This window comes from Neisseria sp. P0019.S003, from assembly GCF_051957115.1.
Taxonomy (GTDB): Bacteria; Pseudomonadota; Gammaproteobacteria; order Burkholderiales; family Neisseriaceae; genus Neisseria; species Neisseria flavescens_D.
This window is the reverse complement of record NZ_JBQCWT010000007.1, coordinates 39,040-56,346: the sequence shown is the minus strand read 5'-3', so window position 1 is coordinate 56,346 and position 17,307 is coordinate 39,040. Positions and strand designations below refer to the sequence as shown.

The following is a 17,307-nucleotide window of genomic DNA, read 5'->3' as shown; positions in this document are numbered from 1 at the left end:
CCTGTTTCTATTCATTATTAACGGTTGATGGCTTTATCGGCAATGTCTTTACGGTATTGCATACCGTCAAAACGGATTGTTTCCAATGCCTCATAAGCCTTGCTTTTAGCTTGTGCAACATCATCGCCCAAACCGACGACACACAATACACGGCCGCCGTTGGTTACAACTTCGCCTTTTTCATTCGTTGCAGTACCGGCATGGAAAACTTTACCGATTTGATTGGCCTTATCCAAGCCGAAGATCACATCGCCTTTTTTCGGAGAATCAGGATAATTTTGTGCAGCCAACACCACGCCTACTGCAGTCTGCGGATTCCATTCGGCAGCAACACTATCCAGTTTGCTGTCGATTGCCGCTTCAACCAAGTCCACTAAATCGCTATCCAAACGGCTCATAATCGGCTGGGTTTCAGGGTCGCCGAAACGGCAGTTAAATTCGATGGTATAAGGTGCACCGGTTTTATCAATCATTAAGCCCGCGTATAAAAAGCCGGTAAATTCATGACCTTCTGCTTTCATACCGGCCACGGTCGGCAAAATAATTTCATTCATCGCGCGTTCATATACGTCAGGCGTTACCACCGGAGCAGGGCTGTATGCGCCCATACCGCCGGTATTAGGGCCTTTGTCGTCATCCAACAGGCGTTTATGGTCTTGACTAGTTGCCATCGGCAAAACATGATTGCCGTCCACCATAACGATAAAGCTTGCTTCCTCGCCTTGCAAGAAGTCTTCAATCACGACACGCGCGCCTGCATTGCCCATTTTGTTGCCCAACAACATATCGTCGATAGCGGCATGAGCTTCATCCAAAGTCATGGCGACAATCACGCCTTTACCGGCAGCCAAACCATCCGCTTTAATAACAATCGGCGCACCTTTTTGGTTGACGTAATCATGTGCCGCATCGGCATTTTCAAAGGTTTGGTATTGCGCGGTTGGAATGTTATATTTTGCCATAAACGCTTTAGCAAAATCTTTTGAACTCTCCAACTGGGCCGCGTATTGAGTCGGGCCAAAAATCTTCAATCCGGCAGCACGGAAGTCATTCACCACACCCGCAGCCAAAGGCGCTTCAGGGCCGACTACGGTAAAGGCAATATTTTCATTACGGCAAAAATCAATCAAATCTTGATGCGTCGCCAACGCTATATTCTGCAGTTTAGGCTCAATTGCCGTTCCGGCATTACCAGGTGCAACAAAGACAGTTTCTACTTTAGACGACTGCGCCAATTTCCAAGCCAGTGCGTGTTCACGTCCACCATTACCAATAACGAGCAATTTCATACCATCTCCTTGAAGAATAGATGTTGTAAATAAAATTCAATCGATGGAATATTGTTCCATCTTGCATAGCTGTTTCAAATTAAGAATAATATTGCACCAAGACAACCATACTCTAATTTCAAACAACAAAAGGAAAATCATGCAAAAACGTATTGACGAAATTCAAAGTAAATACCGTGAATGGTGCGAATTACTACCACAACTGGAAGCAGATATCGCCCGCTGGAAACATGCTGCAAGCCTCATGCAAGACATGGATGACTTCTATACCAACGAATACCAAGCGTGTTATCAAGCCATTGAAGAAGGTGCAGATGTTGATTTACACACACAGGGCGAATACAGCATTATGAGCGAAGATGCCCTATGGAACGCACTGGGAGAATTTCATCAACTGGCTTGGGAACACCTGCGCTCAAGCGTAAATGCTTTAGACAGATACCAAGGCTAAAACATCAAAGGCCGTCTGAAACTTTTGATTGATCAAATATGTTCAGACGACCTTTTATTCAAACGGCTTCTCAGTATTTACTTCAATTTGGCGCGTATTTTTCCAGGCGGCAATACAGGCTTCATAATCGGCCAACGCTATTTTCACTGTCAACTTACAATCCAGCTGCAAATCCTGTTCCACAATATCGGCCTGATATTGTTTGGCAATCCGTATAGTCTCATTCAAAACAGGATATTCACACTTCAACCAAACTGTCTTTTCGACATTCTTTTCAACAACTTCAGCTATCGCCAATGCCTGAGCCGTTGATTCCTTATAAGCATGAATCAAACAGGGAACACCCAATAGCGTACCGCCAAAATAGCGCACAACCACAACTAACACATCCGTTACGCCGACAGAATCAATCTGTCCCAGAATAGGGCGGCCTGCACTTCCGGACGGTTCTCCATCATCGTTTGCGCGAAACTGCATTCCGTCCACACCCAATCGATAGGCGTAACACCAATGTCGTGCTTTGTGATGCTCTTCCTTTAATGGGTCGAGATATTTCTTCACATCGGCCAAAGTGCGGATCGGATAGGCGTATGCAATGAAGCGACTGCCTTTATCTTTAAATTCAGCCTGTGTCGGTGTGGTAATGGTTTTATAGGTCGTAATCATGCCAAAATATTTTCAGACGACCTTTGTTATAAAAGGCCGTCTGAACGTTTCACGTGAAACATTAGTTTTTCAGTGCTTCAGTCAGTTGAGGTACAACTTCAAACAAATCACCAACCAAGCCGTAATCTGCCACATTGAAAATCGGAGCGTCAGCATCTTTGTTGATGGCAACAATTACTTTACTGTCCTGCATACCGGCAACGTGTTGGATAGCACCGGAAATACCGATAGCAAAGTACAGTTGCGGCGCAACCACTTTACCGGTTTGTCCGACTTGGGCATCGTTTGGCGCATACTCGGCATCCACTGCTGCACGGGATGCCCCTATCGCCGCACCCAAAACATCAGCCAAAGGAGTCAATACTTCATTGAATTTTTCAGCGCTGCCCAATGCACGACCACCGGAAACAATCACTTTTGCCTGAGTCAATTCAGGGCGGTCAGACTGGGAAAGTTGACGGTTTACGAAACGGCTCAGGTTTTGAGCAGGCGTTGCCTCAACATTAATCACTTCTGCATTACCGCCTTGTCCGGCAGCATCAGATGCTGTCGCACGGAAAGTCAGTACCAATTTTTCAGAATTGGATTGAATAGTTTCAAATGCATTACCGGCATAAATCGGACGAACAAATGTCGAGTTATCCACAACTTCGGTTAAATCGGAAACTTGTGGTACATCCAACAGGGCAGCAACCCGGGGCAACAGATTTTTACCAAACGCAGTTGCAGTCGCAGCCACATAGCGGTAATCCGCAGCCAGTTTAACAACCAAAGGCGCTAATTCTTCTGCCAAACCTTCAGCGTAATAGGGCGCATCGGCTACCAAAACTTTCGCTACGCCTGCAACCTGTTTCGCCTCTTCAACCACCGCAGCAGCATTGCTGCCGGCAACCAATAAATCTACATTACCCAATTTGGCGGCAGCCGTTACCGCATGCAAAGTGGCAGGATTCAAATGTTGGTTATTATGTTCCGCAATAATCAATACGCTCATTTCATACTCCTTAGATCACTTTGGCTTCGTTTTTCAGCTTTTCAACCAACTCGGCAACATCAGCCACTTTCACACCGGCTTGACGTGCTTTAGGTTCGGCAAATTTCACGGTATTCAAACGCGGAGAAATATCCACAGCCAAATCGGCAGGACTCAATTTTTCCAAAGGTTTTTTCTTTGCCGCCATGATATTAGGAAGTTTGACAAAGCGTGGTTCGTTCAAACGCAAATCTGCACTGATGACCGCAGGCAGCTTCAATGCAACAGTCTCTTCGCCGCCGTCAATTTCACGGGTTACCAATGCTTCTTCGCCTTCAATTTGCACTTTTGATGCAAAAGTACCTTGAGCCGCATTCAACAACGCAGCCAGCATTTGGGCAACTTGGTTGGCATCATCGTCAATTGCCTGTTTACCCAGCAGTAAAATTTGCGGATTTTCTTTATCCGCAACAGCTTTCAGCAATTTCGCAACGGCCAAAGGTTCCAACTTCGCATCAGTCTCAACATGAACCGCACGGTCGGCACCCATCGCCAAAGCAGTACGCAACGTCTCTTCGCATTTTTTCTCGCCAAGAGAAACAGCAACAATCTCGCTTACTTTTCCGGCTTCTTTCAAACGGACAGCTTCTTCTACCGCGATTTCATCAAACGGGTTCATCGACATTTTGACATTACCGATATCCACATCGGAACCATCGGCTTTCACACGAACTTTGACGTTATAGTCCACTACGCGCTTTACTGCGACCAGTGCTTTCATTCAATTCTCCTAAAAAGAATGTCCATCAAATCAAGCATACTGCTTTTGATACATTCTTTATATAAAATCCAATTTGGTTTTCACCAACATGATAAAACCAAATTTGTATAAATCTTGGCAAATAGAGCGGAATTATATCATTTCTAAAGCATTTACTCAGAAAATAAATCCAACTCCCCAGCAATTATTTACCGTATGCTGCAACACAATCCATCAAGGTTTGGTAAACCTTGTCAACATTGGGAATTTGAGCAATACCGCCTAAATTTTTTGCATAAGCCGAAACTTGAACGCCTGTCTTGGCTGGATCTGTATCTGTATAAATTCCTACAACAGGCTTTTCCAGTGCATTGGCAAGATGCAGTAGTCCGGTATCTACGCCAATAATACCCTCTGCGTTTTTCAATAAAAATGCAGCCTGTAATAAATTCATTTTGTCGCAAACCGAAGCAAACGGTAAATCGCTTGCAATCTGTTCGGCACGCATTTTTTCGGTTTCATTTCCCCATGGCAGATATACATTGCATTGTTGTTCTTCATTCAACTTTTTCAATAATGCACGCCAGTGTTCTACCGGCCATAATTTACTGTCGCGACTGGTTGCATGCAAAGCAACGTAATAAGGGGATTGCAAATTTTTCAGACGGCCTGATTTAGGAACCGACAAACCAAATACCTGCGTCTCAGGCATTGTATAACCAAATACTTGGGCGAATAATTCACGGTTTCGCCAGACCGCATTTTTGCCTTTCGGCACGGCAAATGTTTTACTGTATGCAAGGGCAGCTAAACTTTCACGCGCGCTGTGTTTATCCAAACCGTAAATAGGGGATTTCGCCATTTTGGCAAAGCATGCGCTTTTAATCAGTCCTTGGCTATCTAAAACAAAATCAAAAGATTCAGCCTGTAAATCCGTTTTCAGACGGCCTATTTCACACCACGTTTCAGCCTGAAAAAGGTGTTTGCGCCACTGCCGCCATTTCATTACATGAATCTTTTTGACAAAAGGATGTAAGCGGGCAATATCTGCAAACCCTGCCTCACACAGCCAATGGAGCTCTACCTCAGGACATTGTCGCGCCAAATCTTCAACTGCGGGCAACGTATGAATTAAATCGCCCATACTGGACAAGCGGACAAGTAAAATCTTCATATTTTGGAAAATGTTTCACGTGAAACAATAGAATTTCAAATATAATTTATTGATTATTAATGTATTCTTTTATTTTTTCGGCGTTTTCTAAAATAACAGCCCCGGCAGAATGCATTTCACGCCATGCAGATTCAACCGTTTCCGGAGCAATGCCGCGACAAGCCGCCTGATTGACGATGACTTTCCAAGCCCCACCTTTAAGCAATTGTAAAACCGTTGTCTTCACACAATAATCCGTTGCCAAACCGCCGACAATAACTGTATCTGCATTTTGACAGCGCAACCATTCAATCAAACCTGTACTGAGCTTTTCTTCAATATCGTGAAAACATGCGCCGTAAGGGTGTAACTCAGGATCAACGCCTTTCCAAACGCAATAATCGTATTCTTTGGCTGAAGGCAGGCCATCCAACAATTCATAGCCATATGTTCCAACCATCGCATGCGACACCCAAGTCAAATCCGCATCGGACAAACCCGTCGGTTTCAACATATCAACAGGATTATCCACAAGCCATTTTGCCGTGGCATGATGCGCATCTTTCGTCATCACGCGTAAATCCGCCAATGCAGCTTGGGCATTGAGTTCATCCGCAATCAGATGACCTTCGGTAACAGGCAATTCTTTCGGACACAAAGGCGTAAACGTTTTTTGTGCATCTACATCGATAGAAACAATCATGGATTAATTTAACCTATTGATTTTATTTTATATTATTCAAATTGAGCATTTATTGCCCATGTACGGACATTTGGAATAAATGCTTTTTATTATAACAAATTACTACCGCAAAATGTGGGAAAACATCTGTGATATGATGACAGTTTGCACAGAATATTTATCCACAAATTATGTCCTATTCGATTACGCCTATTGCAACCGTTCATTCCCCCTACAAACAAAAATTCGGCATTGCCCGCCAACCCGGTTTGGTTCCTGCAGCAGAAATTTGCATTGAACTCACTCCTGAATTTACCGCAGACAGCGTTCGGGGCTTGGAATATTTCGACTATGTGTGGATAAGCTTTATTTTTCACGGCGTATTGGATGAAGGTTGGGCGCAAATGGTGCGTCCGCCACGGCTTGGAGGCAAACAAAAAATGGGCGTATTTGCCACGCGCAGCCCGCACCGCCCCAATCATCTCGGTTTATCCCTGCTGAAACTCGAACGAATCGAAACAGGCAAACCTGTCCGCATCTATTGTAGCGGTGCAGACCTATTGGACGGTACTCCGGTAGTGGATATCAAACCCTACATCCCGTTTGTTGAATCCAAACCTGACGCATCATCAGGCTTTGTCAGCGGCAAACCTGAAGAATTGAACGTTGTCTGGGCAGAAAGTACGCTTGCGGAACATTTATCCACAGAAGAAAAACATCTCATTGAGCAAAGCATTGCCCAAGATCCCCGCCCTGCCTATCAAGATATTCCCGAACGGGTTTATGTAATGAATATTGCGGAATATGAAGTACAGTTTAGGATAGAAAAAAAATGTGCCACTGTGATTAAACTATCCACAATCTGAATTACCAATTTAATCTATCTACATACAAAAGGCCGTCTGAAATGTTCAGACGGCCTTTTAATCATCCACAGACTGATTGATTCAGTCTGTTATCCTCTAGATTTTGCTGGCAAAAAATTCCAAGGTGCGAACCAATTGGCAAGTGTAAGACATTTCATTGTCGTACCAAGCAACGGTTTTCACCAATTGTTTATCGCCAACTGTCATCACGCGGGTTTGAGTCGCATCGAAGAGTGAGCCGTACTCGATACCGATAACGTCGGAAGAAACGATTTGATCTTCAGTGTAGCCTAAAGCATCGTTGGCGGCAGCTTTCATGGCTGCATTGATTTCTTCTTTGGTAACAGGACGTTCGAGAACAGAAACCAGTTCGGTCAAAGAGCCTGTAGCAACAGGAACGCGTTGGGCAGAACCATCAAGTTTGCCGTTTAATTCAGGGATAACCAAGCCGATGGCTTTAGCAGCACCGGTGCTGTTCGGTACGATATTCAAGGCAGCGGCACGGGCGCGGCGGAAGTCGCCTTTGCGGTGTGGCGCGTCAAGGGTGTTTTGGTCGCCGGTATAAGCGTGGATAGTGGTCATCAGGCCTTCAACAATACCGAATTCTTTTTGCAATACCGCAGCCATAGGAGCCAGGCAGTTAGTCGTACAAGAAGCGGCGGAGATAACAGTTTCGCTACCATCCAAAATATCTTGGTTTACGCCGTATACAACGGTTTTCACATCATTGCCGCCAGGAGCCGAAATCACAACTTTGCGCGCACCGGCACGGATATGGGCTTCCGCTTTGGTTTTATTGGTAAAGAAACCGGTACATTCGAGGACGACGTCCACACCCAGCTCGCCCCAAGGCAATTCTTCAGGATTAGGATTGGCAAATACTTTGATTTCTTTGCCGTTAACAACAATAGCGTCGTCTTTCAATTCGGCAGAGCCTTCAAAGCGGCCTTGAGTACTGTCGTATTTGAAGAGGTGCAACAGCATGTCTGCAGGAGTCAAGTCGTTAACAGCAACGACTTCGATACCTTGGGCTTTTTCAATTTGACGCAATGCCAGACGACCGATACGGCCAAAACCATTAATCGCTACTTTAATACTCATTTTGCTACTCCTAATTAGATGGAATGGGAAAAATTTCTCAGTGAGGCCATTGTATCCTGAAATAAAATTACTTTCTAGGATTTCAGATGATTACTTTTAAGTTGTTTGATTTAAATAAAGAAAACATGAAATTCTTGTTTGTAGGAAAATATCAGGTAAATCGAATCAGACTTAGCTTTTGATATTTTATTTCATAAAAACCATTTTCCAATCTTAAAAGTTTCATAAGTTTATGATTTTCATAAACTTAGTTCTATTTCTCCGTATTTTGCCATTTTTGTGTTGATCATTCAGTGTTTTCTTCAAATTATAATATTTTATTTTTAAAATGATGATTTTAATGAAGAACCAAACTATCTGTGGATAACAGGATAACTTTCTTTAAAACCAATTTGATAATTCCTTTTTATCTTTGAGGCCAACCCCAACTGAATGCCGGAATAAAAAAGGATAGAATCTTAGTTTACCTATTTATCTGTGGATAAAACCCAAATTACCCACTTCAATTTCACATGCTATTGTGGATAATTTAAATCTAGAAGTTTCTCTCGCAAAACATCCATATTGGCAAATACTATTAAAAATGATGGCTTGTTTTTTCCTTTTTAACGTATCATTTGCCCATCAGACTTTTTAAAAGGAAGCAATTATGCTGCAACGGACTTTAGCCAAATCAGTAAGCGTTACCGGCGTTGGCCTGCATTCGGGCGAAAGGGTCGCTCTGACTTTGCATCCTGCCGAAGAAAACAGCGGTATTTCGTTCCGCCGTACTGATTTAAGTGGAGAAATGGGCGAAATAATCAAATTGAATCCTTATTTGATTAACGATACCCGCCTCTCTTCAACCATCGTTACCGATAAAGGCGTGCGCATCGGTACGATTGAACACATTATGTCGGCACTGTCTGCCTACGGCATCGACAATGCTTTGATTGAATTGAACGCGCCTGAAATTCCGATTATGGACGGCTCCAGCCTGCCGTTTATTTACCTTTTACAAGATGCAGGCGTGGTGGATCAAAAAGCCCAAAAACGTTTTTTGAGAATCCTCAAACCCATTGAAATCAAAGAAACCGGAAAATGGGTGCGCTTTACGCCTTATGACGGCTTTAAAGTTACTTTAACCATCGAATTCGACCATCCCGTATTCAACCGCAGCGCACCTACTTTCGAGATTGATTTTGCAGGAAAATCCTATATCGATGAGATTGCCCGCGCCCGTACCTTCGGCTTTATGCACGAAGTGGAAATGATGCGCGCCCATAATCTCGGACTGGGCGGCAATTTGAACAACGCCATCGTGATTGACGACATGGATGTTTTGAATCCGGAAGGTTTGCGCTATCCCGATGAATTTGTCCGCCACAAAATCCTTGATGCGATTGGCGATTTGTACATTGTCGGCCATCCGATTATCGGCGCATTTGAAGGTTACAAATCAGGCCATGCCATCAATAATGCACTGTTGCGTGCCGTTTTGGCAGATGAAAGCGCTTACGAATGGGTTGAGTTTGCCGATGACGAAGACTTGCCTAGTGCTTTTCACGAGCTGCCGGCAGCCTGATAGAAAATAGACAAAACAGTCCAATAAAAAGGCCGTCTGAACCTTTCAGACGGCCTAAATCATGTTGTTTTCCACAAGTAATTATCCACATATTCATCCCTTTTATCTTATTGAAAAATAGAAATATTAAATTTTAACGTTATTCTTATACACATCTTATCCATATGTTTTCCCAAACTAAAAAGGCCGTCTGACAACTAGGTTTCAGATGGCCTTTTTCATGTCAACCGACAAAATCAATCGCCCATGACTTTGCCTTCGCGGCGCGGGTCGGCGCCTCCGAGCAAACCGTCTTTGCCGATCACAATGCCTTGTACGCCGGAATTCAAATCACGGATTTGGACTTTGTAGCCTAGTTTTTCTAACGCATCCGCTTTATCCACTGCAGCGGTTTTTTCCTCGATCTCATACTGGCTGCCGCGATTAAGCATATTCGGCAGTGAAATTGCCGTCTGAATGTCCATACCCCAGTCGATATGTGCCACCAACGTTTTAGCAACGAAACCGATAATGCGGCTGCCGCCCGGCGAACCGACCGCCATATAAGGTTTTCCGTCTTTCATCACAATGGTCGGCGCCATTGAAGAACGCGGACGTTTTCCACCGGCAACGCTGTTGGCCACCATTTTACCGCCCTCTCCGACAGGGTTGAAGGCAAAATCGGTTAATTCGTTGTTGAGCAGATAGCCATTTGCCATCAGCCCCGAACCGAACGCGTTTTCAATCGAAGTCGTCATCGATACAACGTTACCGTCTTTATCCACAACCACCAAATGGCTGGTGGACGGCAGCTCGACCGCCATGCCTTGCGCGTATACCTTGCCGAACTTGCCTGCCTGAACAGTTTCCAATGCCTTGTCAGATTGGCGGATTTCTTTAGCACGCGGTTTCAAATAAGCCTGAGAAATCATGGCACGGGTCGGAACATTCACAAACGCAGGATCGCCGACATAATAATCACGGTCGGCAAAAGCAATCCGCGACGCATCGCCTATCCAGCGCCAACTGTGGATATTTTCCGCGCCCAACGCCTTCATATCCTGATTCTGCAATACACCCAAAATCTGCCCCAAAGCAATCGCGCCCGAACTTGGTGCGCCCATACCGCAAACTTCATATTCACGATACGGCGCGCAAACCGGTTCACGCTCGATAACGCGGTAGTTTTTCAAATCCGCCATGCTGATTTTGCCAGGATTATCCACAGCACCGGTAACGGCACGAACAATATTCTGCGCCTGCATTCCCTGATAAAACGGCGCACTGCCTTTTTCCGCCAACAGGCGTACGGAACGCGCAAATTCAGGATTTTTCAAAATCGTTCCCGTAGCCAAAGGTTTGCCGTCGGGTAAGAAATAGGCAGCAGTTTGCGGATAACGTTGCAAGGGTTCCAAATTTTGTTCGATGGATTTCGCCATACGCGGAGAAACAGCAAAACCCTGTTCCGCCAAAGTAATCGGTTTTTCAAACAAACTTGCCCACGGCAATTTTCCGTAACGCTTGTGGACATCTTCGAGCAGCTTCGGAATCCCCGGCACACCGACCGAACGGCCGCCGACCACAGCTTTCATAAAGCCCATCGGTTTGCCGTTTTCGTCCAAGAAAAGCCCCGGCGTTGCCGCTTTCGGCGCCGTTTCTCGGGCATCAAACGTTGTCAGCTTTTTCGCCTTATTGTCCCAATACACCAAAAACGCGCCGCCGCCCAATCCGGAAGACTGCGGCTCAACCAGTCCCAAAGTTGTCTGCATGGCAACCATCGCATCTATCGCACTGCCGCCGCGCTTCAAAATTTCATAACCGGCTTCAGTTGCCAGCGGATTGGCAGACGCCGCCATATAATGTTTGGCGCGGATTAATTTCTGCTCCGTCAGCCCCGTCCCTTGCTCCGGCGCATGGTTATCCATAGATACGGAGGGCAGGGAAACTTGAGGCTTTTGAACCGGCTTTTGAACCGGCTGTTGCGCACAAGCGGCCAAAATCAAAACGGATAACAGGTTAATACTAAAAGAAAACTTCATATGCATACCCTTATTGACATATTTTCAGACGGCCTTTTCCCAGCTTAAACAAAAGGAAATATGAAAATAGCTTGAAATAAAAAACCATTTGACTATTTCTCCAGTCAATCAGTTCCAATTGGAGAAGTATAAAACAAGCTAAGATTGTGCACAGGCAAAAAGTTACCCACAGAATAAAACAGCAGGAAAAATTTATCCACATCTGCAAACAAGGCCGACCATACTTTATCCTCATCAAAAAAGATCAGCTAAGTATTTGAAAAATTTTTGTAATAAAAGTTATCAACAAGCTATGGCAGCACTCAATATCATCTTCTATTTATTATTTAAAATCTAATTTATAGTTTGTTTTCCCAAAGGCAAAGGCCGTCTGAAACGTAAAGGTATCTTTTCAAAAAATTAAAAAGTTAAGGATTGTTAAAAAGTTGTAAATCAGCTAGAGTTACGCTTGATAAATTTAATCAATAATGGAGTTTCACCAAATGAAAGGCGACATTGGCGTTATCGGCCTTGCCGTGATGGGGCAAAACCTGATTCTCAACATGAACGACAATGGTTTTAAAGTTGTTGCATTCAACCGTACAACCAGCAAAGTAGATGATTTTTTAAACGGCGCAGCCAAAAATACCAATATTATCGGCGCATATTCACTGCAAGATCTGGTTGATAAATTAGAAAAACCGCACAAAATCATGATGATGGTTCGCGCTGGTTCTGTTGTTGACGATTTTATCGAGCAACTCGTTCCGCTTTTGGATGAAGGCGACATCATTATTGACGGCGGCAATGCCAATTATCCTGATTCCACTCGCCGTACACACGAGCTGGCCGCAAAAGGCATCCGCTTTATCGGTGCCGGCGTATCCGGCGGCGAAGAAGGCGCGCGTCACGGCCCGTCTATCATGCCTGGCGGCGATGAAGCCGCATGGCCTGCCGTCAAACCGATTTTCCAAGCCATCTCCGCCAAAACGCCTCAAGGCGAGCCTTGCTGCGACTGGGTCGGCCGCGACGGTGCGGGTCACTTCGTCAAAATGGTGCACAACGGCATCGAATACGGCGACATGCAGTTGATTTGCGAAGCGTACCAATTCATGAAAGACGGTTTGGGCCTGTCTTATGACGAAATGCACCAAATCTTCAACGAGTGGAACAAAACCGAACTGGATTCTTATCTGGTTGAAATTACCGCCGCGATTTTGGGTTACAGAGATGAAAACGGCGAACCTTTGGTCGAAAAAATCCTCGATACCGCAGGTCAAAAAGGTACAGGCAAATGGACCGGTATCAATGCCCTCGATTTGGGTATTCCGTTGACCCTGATTTCTGAAGCCGTGTTTGCACGTTGCGTGTCCGCGTTTAAAGACCAACGCGCCCAAGCAAACAGCCTGTTTGGCAAAACCATTACCCCGATTGAAGGCGACAAAGCCGCATGGGTGGATGCTTTGCGCCAAGCCTTGTTGGCATCCAAAATCATTTCTTATGCACAAGGCTTTATGCTGATCCGCGAAGCCAGCGAAAACAACGATTGGGCATTGAATTACGGCAATACCGCCCTCTTGTGGCGCGAAGGTTGTATCATCCGCAGCGCGTTCTTGGGCAACATCCGTGACGCATACGAAGCCAATCCTAATTTGGTATTCTTGGGTTCCGATCCTTATTTCAAAGGCGTGTTGGAAACCTGTCTGCCTGCATGGCGTAAAGTGGTGGCCAAAGCGATTGAGTGCGGTATTCCGATGCCTTGCATGGCTTCCGCCATTACCTTCCTTGACGGCTACACTTCCGAGCGTCTGCCGGCCAACCTGCTGCAAGCGCAACGCGACTACTTCGGCGCGCACACTTACGAGCGTACCGACAAACCGCGCGGCGAGTTTTTCCATACCAACTGGACAGGCAAAGGCGGCGATACCGCTTCAACCACATACGATATTTAATTTATCTAGGCAAACAAAATGCCGTCTGAGTATCTTAGACGGCATTTTTATAGGGTTATCCACAATGAAGAATGAAACGATTTAACCTACTTGATAGATAACTTTATGAAATAAATAAAGATTAATAAAGGCCGTCTGAATATTTCAGACGGCCTTTAAAATTGTTCACAACCTTATCAACAGGTTTTCCATAGATTAAACCAGATTTTGCGGATTGCCGGCTACAAAGCGGTTGATGTTGTCCAAAAGAATGTCAAACAGACGGTTGGCGGCCTCTTGGCTTGCCCATGCAATGTGTGGCGTGATGATGAGATTGGGCAATCGGGCTTTCAGCAGAGGATTGCCGTCGCGCGGCGGCTCTTGTGTCAACACGTCAAAACCTGCCCCGCCGATTTGGCCGTATTTCAACGCCGCAACCAAAGCGGCTTCATCGACCAAGCCGCCTCGCCCACAGTTGATGAGGATGGCGCCGGGTTTCATTTGCTGCAATTCGGCTTCGCCTATCATATTGGCCGTTTGCGGCGTGAGCGGGCAATTAAGCGATACGACATCGGCAGAACGGATGGCTTCGTCAAAGGAAACATAGCCGTCGCGGACGCTTTGGGCATTTTTATGTTCGGCGAACACGACATTCATTTTGAAAGCCTGAGCATAAGTTGCCAGCGTTTTACCGATATTGCCGCGTCCGAAAATCGCCAGCGTTTTGCCGTTTAAATCGCGCATCGGGGCGCCGAGATGGCAGAAAAACGGCGAGTTTTCCCACAAGCCTGCCGCAACGTCGCGCTGATAGGCAGGCAGGTTGCGCATCAGGGTAATCATCATCATAAACGCGTGTTCCGCCACGGATTCATTGCCGTAAGCGCGGATATTGCACACTGCCGTGCCGTTTTGTTTGGCAGCCTCAACGTCCACATTATTGACGCCTGTCGCGGTAACGGCAACCAGCTTGAGTTGTGGATTTTCGGCAAATGCTTGGGCGGAAATCACGACTTTGTTGGTAATCACAATGTCCGCGCCGCGGATGCGCTCCAGCGTTTCGTGCGCTTCGGTTGTGCCGTAGCTGCTCAATGTGTGTGGAAAATCAAAATCAAACGGGCGGTTGACGAGGGTATCGCGGTCAAGGACGACAATATGGAGCGGATTCATAAAATTCCTATCAAAAATAAAATATCGATTTATAAAATCTAAATCAGGATAAAGGATTTAAAATATACGCGTTAGTTGATAATAATTATTATGTAGCGATTAAAACATCAATGTATCAGGAAAACAGCATGATTAAAACCATTACATTTGCTATTTTGCATTTCAGCGTCGCATTTAGTGTCGCCTATATTTTGACCGGCAGTATCGGTGTTTCCAGCGCGGTGGCTTTGGTCGAACCCATCGTCAATACCGTCGTCTTTTATTTTCATGAAAAAGCGTGGAACCGCTACGAGAAAAACAAATCCGAAAAGCAAAAATTGTGGGTACCTCTGCATCAGTGCGGCTAAAGTTTCAGACGGCCTTTTGCTTGATTAAAACCGGTTATGCCTTTGTGGTTCTCCCATAGCTATAAAAATGCCAAACCCTAAAATAGAGTAAGACTTTACGAAGGCTTCATGAAGGTAAAAATGCTAAAATACGCTATTCTTGCAAACCCATTCAGACGGCCTCAATGCTCACCGATTTAGAAAAAAACGCCATCCGCGACCATTACCAAAACATCGGCAAAAACCTGCCCGGTTTCCGTCCGCGCGCTTCGCAGCGGGAAATGATTGCGGCGATTGCCAACGCTTTTTCGCGGACGTTGACGCGTGAAGAAGGCGAAGAAGCGCCCAAACGCGAGGGCGAGAGCATTGCCGTGATCGAAGGGCCGACCGGTGTGGGTAAATCGTTGGCCTACCTTTTGGCTGGCGGCATCATGGCGCAAACGCGCGGCAAACGGCTGATCGTCAGCAGCGCAACAGTGGCTTTGCAGGAGCAGTTGGTTGACCGTGATTTGCCGTTTCTGGTGGAAAAAAGCGGTTTGGAGCTGACCTTTGCGCTTGCCAAGGGGCGAGGCCGTTATCTTTGCCCCTACAAACTCTATCAACTGACGCAAAACAACGCCCAGCAAAACCTGCTTGGTTTTGAAGCGCCGGAAGTGTTGTGGGACAGTAAACCCAAGCCCGAAGAATTGAACCTGCTGCGCGACATTGCCGATGAATTTTCCGCCCGCCGCTTTAATGGCGACCGCGACGCTTGGCCGGAAAAAATCGATGACGCGATTTGGCTCAAAGTGACCAACGACCGCCACGGCTGCCTGAAATCCGCCTGTCCCAACCGTCCGGAATGCCCTTTTTACCTGGCACGCGATGTCTTGGAAACCGTCGATGTCGTTGTTGCCAACCACGATCTTCTGCTTGCCGACATCAGCATGGGCGGCGGCGTGATTCTGCCTGCGCCCGAAAACAGTTTCTATTGCATAGACGAAGCGCACCACCTGCCCAAAAAAGCCCTCAGCCGTTTTGCCGCCGAACATTCATGGAATATTGCCGTTTGGACGCTGGAAAAACTGCCGCAGTTGACCGGCAAAATTGCCGCACTGACCGATAAAGCCGAACTTGCCAACCTCGCCGACGAAGCTGCCACATCCTTGCTCGACAGCCTGCACGAATGGCAGTTTCACTTGGCGGAAGAGCCGTCTTTAAGTTTGGGGTCGTCTGAAAACGACAGGCGGAAACACAACGAACCGACTTGGCTGTGGGAAGACGGCAAAATCCCTGAAGGCCTGGAAACCACAGTTTCCAATACGGCCATTGCCGCGCGCAGCCTGCTCAAACATGTTGTCGGCTTGAACGATGCGCTTTCCGCCGCGCGCCGCGATAAAGAGCAGGACGGCGCGCTCCTCGACCGCCTGACCAGCGAGTTCGGCCTTTTTATCGCTCGTATCGAACAAATCAGCGCGGTTTGGGATTTGCTCTCCACCGTTCCCATTGAAGGCGAAGAGCCGTTGGCGAAATGGATAACCCGCCGTGCCGACGACAAAAACGACTACATTTTCAACGCCAGCCCTATCAGCAGCGCATCCCACCTTGCCAACAGCCTGTGGCGGCGCGCGGCAGGCGCGGTGCTGACTTCGGCCACCCTGCAATCGCTCGGCAGCTTCAACCTGATTTTGCGCCAAACCGGCCTATTATGGCTGCCCGAAACCACCACGCTTGCATTGGAAAGCCCGTTTAATTTCGATACGCAAGGCGAGCTGTATATTCCGCCGGTTCATGCCAGCCCGAAAGACCCTGATGCGCACACGGCTGCCATTGTCGAATGGTTGCCGAAGCTGGTTTCGCCGGTTGAAGCCATCGGCACGCTGGTGTTGTTTTCCTCGCGCAAGCAAATGCAGGATGTCGCCTTGCGCCTGCCTGACGAATACTTGCCGCTTCTGCTTGTGCAGGGCGAGTTGCCCAAGGCCGTTCTTTTACAAAGGCACCATCAAGCCATTGCCGAAGGCAAAGCCAGCATTATTTTCGGCCTCGACAGTTTTGCTGAAGGCCTCGACCTGCCCGGCACGGCCTGCGTGCAAGTCATTATTGCCAAGCTGCCGTTTGCGATGCCGGACAACCCCATCGAGAAAACCCAAAACCGTTGGATTGAACAACGCGGCGGCAATCCCTTTATCGAAATCACGGTACCTGAAGCCAGCATCAAACTGATCCAAGCCGTCGGCCGCCTTATCCGTACCGAACAGGATTATGGCCGCGTGACCATCCTCGACAACCGCGTTAAAACGCAACGCTATGGCCAACAATTATTGGCCTGTCTGCCGCCGTTTAAGCGGATAGGGTAGTTGTGGATCATTCAAAAAACAAAGGCCGTCTGAAATCAAATGTTC

15 protein-coding genes are annotated in these 17,307 nt (G+C 46.7%); 6 read left to right on the top strand and 9 right to left on the bottom strand.

Annotation, left to right across the window (positions count from 1 at the left end):
* Positions 1-17: 17 nt before the first annotated feature.
* Complete coding sequence (gene purD / locus ACTHTS_RS10050) at positions 18-1,289, bottom strand: phosphoribosylamine--glycine ligase (RefSeq protein ID WP_440369946.1); 1,272 nt, start codon at positions 1,287-1,289, stop codon at positions 18-20.
* Between the two features lie 139 nt (positions 1,290-1,428).
* Between purD and ACTHTS_RS10045 the strand changes: the two genes are divergently transcribed.
* On the top strand, positions 1,429-1,740 hold the full coding sequence (locus tag ACTHTS_RS10045; RefSeq protein ID WP_314458485.1) for a DUF4298 domain-containing protein: 312 nt from the start codon (positions 1,429-1,431) through the stop codon (positions 1,738-1,740).
* A gap of 54 nt (positions 1,741-1,794) precedes the next feature.
* On the opposite strand, the gene ACTHTS_RS10040 is transcribed toward ACTHTS_RS10045, so the two are convergent.
* The 5 genes from ACTHTS_RS10040 to ACTHTS_RS10020 all read right to left on the bottom strand — a co-directional run bounded on the left by ACTHTS_RS10040 (position 1,795) and on the right by ACTHTS_RS10020 (position 5,995).
* Positions 1,795-2,406, bottom strand: a complete 612-nt coding sequence (locus ACTHTS_RS10040) for an IMPACT family protein (RefSeq protein ID WP_440369945.1) — start codon at positions 2,404-2,406, stop codon at positions 1,795-1,797.
* Between the two features lie 61 nt (positions 2,407-2,467).
* The gene (locus ACTHTS_RS10035; RefSeq protein ID WP_440369944.1) at positions 2,468-3,400 is read right to left on the bottom strand and encodes an electron transfer flavoprotein subunit alpha/FixB family protein; all 933 of its coding nucleotides are present in this window, start codon (positions 3,398-3,400) and stop codon (positions 2,468-2,470) included.
* 10 nt (positions 3,401-3,410) lie between these two features.
* The gene (locus ACTHTS_RS10030; RefSeq protein ID WP_003686610.1) at positions 3,411-4,160 is read right to left on the bottom strand and encodes an electron transfer flavoprotein subunit beta/FixA family protein; all 750 of its coding nucleotides are present in this window, start codon (positions 4,158-4,160) and stop codon (positions 3,411-3,413) included.
* Positions 4,161-4,344: 184 nt separating this feature from the next.
* Entirely contained in the window at positions 4,345-5,313 is a 969-nt protein-coding gene (gene waaC / locus ACTHTS_RS10025; protein WP_440369943.1) for a lipopolysaccharide heptosyltransferase I, read from the bottom strand.
* Between the two features lie 46 nt (positions 5,314-5,359).
* Positions 5,360-5,995 carry a nicotinamidase gene (locus ACTHTS_RS10020; protein WP_440366504.1) on the bottom strand — a complete coding sequence of 212 codons (636 nt, stop codon included), beginning with the start codon at positions 5,993-5,995 and terminating at the stop codon, positions 5,360-5,362.
* Positions 5,996-6,165: 170 nt separating this feature from the next.
* On the opposite strand from ACTHTS_RS10020, the gene tsaA reads away from it, so the two are divergent.
* On the top strand, positions 6,166-6,840 hold the full coding sequence (tsaA, locus tag ACTHTS_RS10015) for a tRNA (N6-threonylcarbamoyladenosine(37)-N6)-methyltransferase TrmO (protein ID WP_440366503.1): 675 nt from the start codon (positions 6,166-6,168) through the stop codon (positions 6,838-6,840).
* Between the two features lie 96 nt (positions 6,841-6,936).
* Here the strand turns inward: tsaA and gap are convergent, their stop codons facing one another.
* On the bottom strand, positions 6,937-7,941 hold the full coding sequence (gap, locus tag ACTHTS_RS10010; RefSeq protein ID WP_049335677.1) for a type I glyceraldehyde-3-phosphate dehydrogenase: 1,005 nt from the start codon (positions 7,939-7,941) through the stop codon (positions 6,937-6,939).
* A 649-nt stretch (positions 7,942-8,590) separates the two neighbouring features.
* On the opposite strand from gap, the gene lpxC reads away from it, so the two are divergent.
* A complete protein-coding gene (gene lpxC, locus ACTHTS_RS10005) occupies positions 8,591-9,505 on the top strand; it encodes a UDP-3-O-acyl-N-acetylglucosamine deacetylase (protein WP_440369942.1) in 915 nt (304 codons plus the stop codon).
* A 236-nt stretch (positions 9,506-9,741) separates the two neighbouring features.
* Here the strand turns inward: lpxC and ggt are convergent, their stop codons facing one another.
* Positions 9,742-11,523, bottom strand: coding sequence for a gamma-glutamyltransferase (gene ggt, locus ACTHTS_RS10000; protein WP_440369941.1), 1,782 nt, complete (start codon positions 11,521-11,523; stop codon positions 9,742-9,744).
* Between the two features lie 482 nt (positions 11,524-12,005).
* Here ggt and gnd point away from each other — a divergent pair, with 482 nt between their 5' ends.
* The gene (gene gnd / locus ACTHTS_RS09995; protein ID WP_440369940.1) at positions 12,006-13,454 is read left to right on the top strand and encodes a decarboxylating NADP(+)-dependent phosphogluconate dehydrogenase; all 1,449 of its coding nucleotides are present in this window, start codon (positions 12,006-12,008) and stop codon (positions 13,452-13,454) included.
* 195 nt (positions 13,455-13,649) lie between these two features.
* Here gnd and ACTHTS_RS09990 read toward each other — a convergent pair whose 3' ends face one another.
* Complete coding sequence (locus tag ACTHTS_RS09990) at positions 13,650-14,600, bottom strand: D-2-hydroxyacid dehydrogenase (protein ID WP_440369939.1); 951 nt, start codon at positions 14,598-14,600, stop codon at positions 13,650-13,652.
* Between the two features lie 128 nt (positions 14,601-14,728).
* On the opposite strand from ACTHTS_RS09990, the gene ACTHTS_RS09985 reads away from it, so the two are divergent.
* Both ACTHTS_RS09985 and dinG read left to right on the top strand, forming a co-directional pair.
* Positions 14,729-14,947: a DUF2061 domain-containing protein gene (locus ACTHTS_RS09985; protein WP_070826381.1), complete on the top strand. Its 219-nt coding sequence runs from the start codon at positions 14,729-14,731 to the stop codon at positions 14,945-14,947.
* A gap of 164 nt (positions 14,948-15,111) precedes the next feature.
* Complete coding sequence (gene dinG / locus ACTHTS_RS09980; RefSeq protein WP_440369938.1) at positions 15,112-17,262, top strand: ATP-dependent DNA helicase DinG; 2,151 nt, start codon at positions 15,112-15,114, stop codon at positions 17,260-17,262.
* Positions 17,263-17,307: the final 45 nt, after the last annotated feature.

What these genes read in the sequence shown, in the direction of transcription:
- purD (WP_440369946.1), bottom strand. Translation starts at nt 1,289, where the DNA reads ATGAAATTGCTCGTTATTGGTAATGGTGGACGTGAACACGCACTGGCT.
- ACTHTS_RS10045 (WP_314458485.1), top strand. Translation starts at nt 1,429, where the DNA reads ATGCAAAAACGTATTGACGAAATTCAAAGTAAATACCGTGAATGGTGC.
- ACTHTS_RS10040 (WP_440369945.1), bottom strand. Translation starts at nt 2,406, where the DNA reads ATGATTACGACCTATAAAACCATTACCACACCGACACAGGCTGAATTT.
- ACTHTS_RS10035 (WP_440369944.1), bottom strand. Translation starts at nt 3,400, where the DNA reads ATGAGCGTATTGATTATTGCGGAACATAATAACCAACATTTGAATCCT.
- ACTHTS_RS10030 (WP_003686610.1), bottom strand. Translation starts at nt 4,160, where the DNA reads ATGAAAGCACTGGTCGCAGTAAAGCGCGTAGTGGACTATAACGTCAAA.
- waaC (WP_440369943.1), bottom strand. Translation starts at nt 5,313, where the DNA reads ATGAAGATTTTACTTGTCCGCTTGTCCAGTATGGGCGATTTAATTCAT.
- ACTHTS_RS10020 (WP_440366504.1), bottom strand. Translation starts at nt 5,995, where the DNA reads ATGATTGTTTCTATCGATGTAGATGCACAAAAAACGTTTACGCCTTTG.
- tsaA (WP_440366503.1), top strand. Translation starts at nt 6,166, where the DNA reads ATGTCCTATTCGATTACGCCTATTGCAACCGTTCATTCCCCCTACAAA.
- gap (WP_049335677.1), bottom strand. Translation starts at nt 7,941, where the DNA reads ATGAGTATTAAAGTAGCGATTAATGGTTTTGGCCGTATCGGTCGTCTG.
- lpxC (WP_440369942.1), top strand. Translation starts at nt 8,591, where the DNA reads ATGCTGCAACGGACTTTAGCCAAATCAGTAAGCGTTACCGGCGTTGGC.
- ggt (WP_440369941.1), bottom strand. Translation starts at nt 11,523, where the DNA reads ATGAAGTTTTCTTTTAGTATTAACCTGTTATCCGTTTTGATTTTGGCC.
- gnd (WP_440369940.1), top strand. Translation starts at nt 12,006, where the DNA reads ATGAAAGGCGACATTGGCGTTATCGGCCTTGCCGTGATGGGGCAAAAC.
- ACTHTS_RS09990 (WP_440369939.1), bottom strand. Translation starts at nt 14,600, where the DNA reads ATGAATCCGCTCCATATTGTCGTCCTTGACCGCGATACCCTCGTCAAC.
- ACTHTS_RS09985 (WP_070826381.1), top strand. Translation starts at nt 14,729, where the DNA reads ATGATTAAAACCATTACATTTGCTATTTTGCATTTCAGCGTCGCATTT.
- dinG (WP_440369938.1), top strand. Translation starts at nt 15,112, where the DNA reads ATGCTCACCGATTTAGAAAAAAACGCCATCCGCGACCATTACCAAAAC.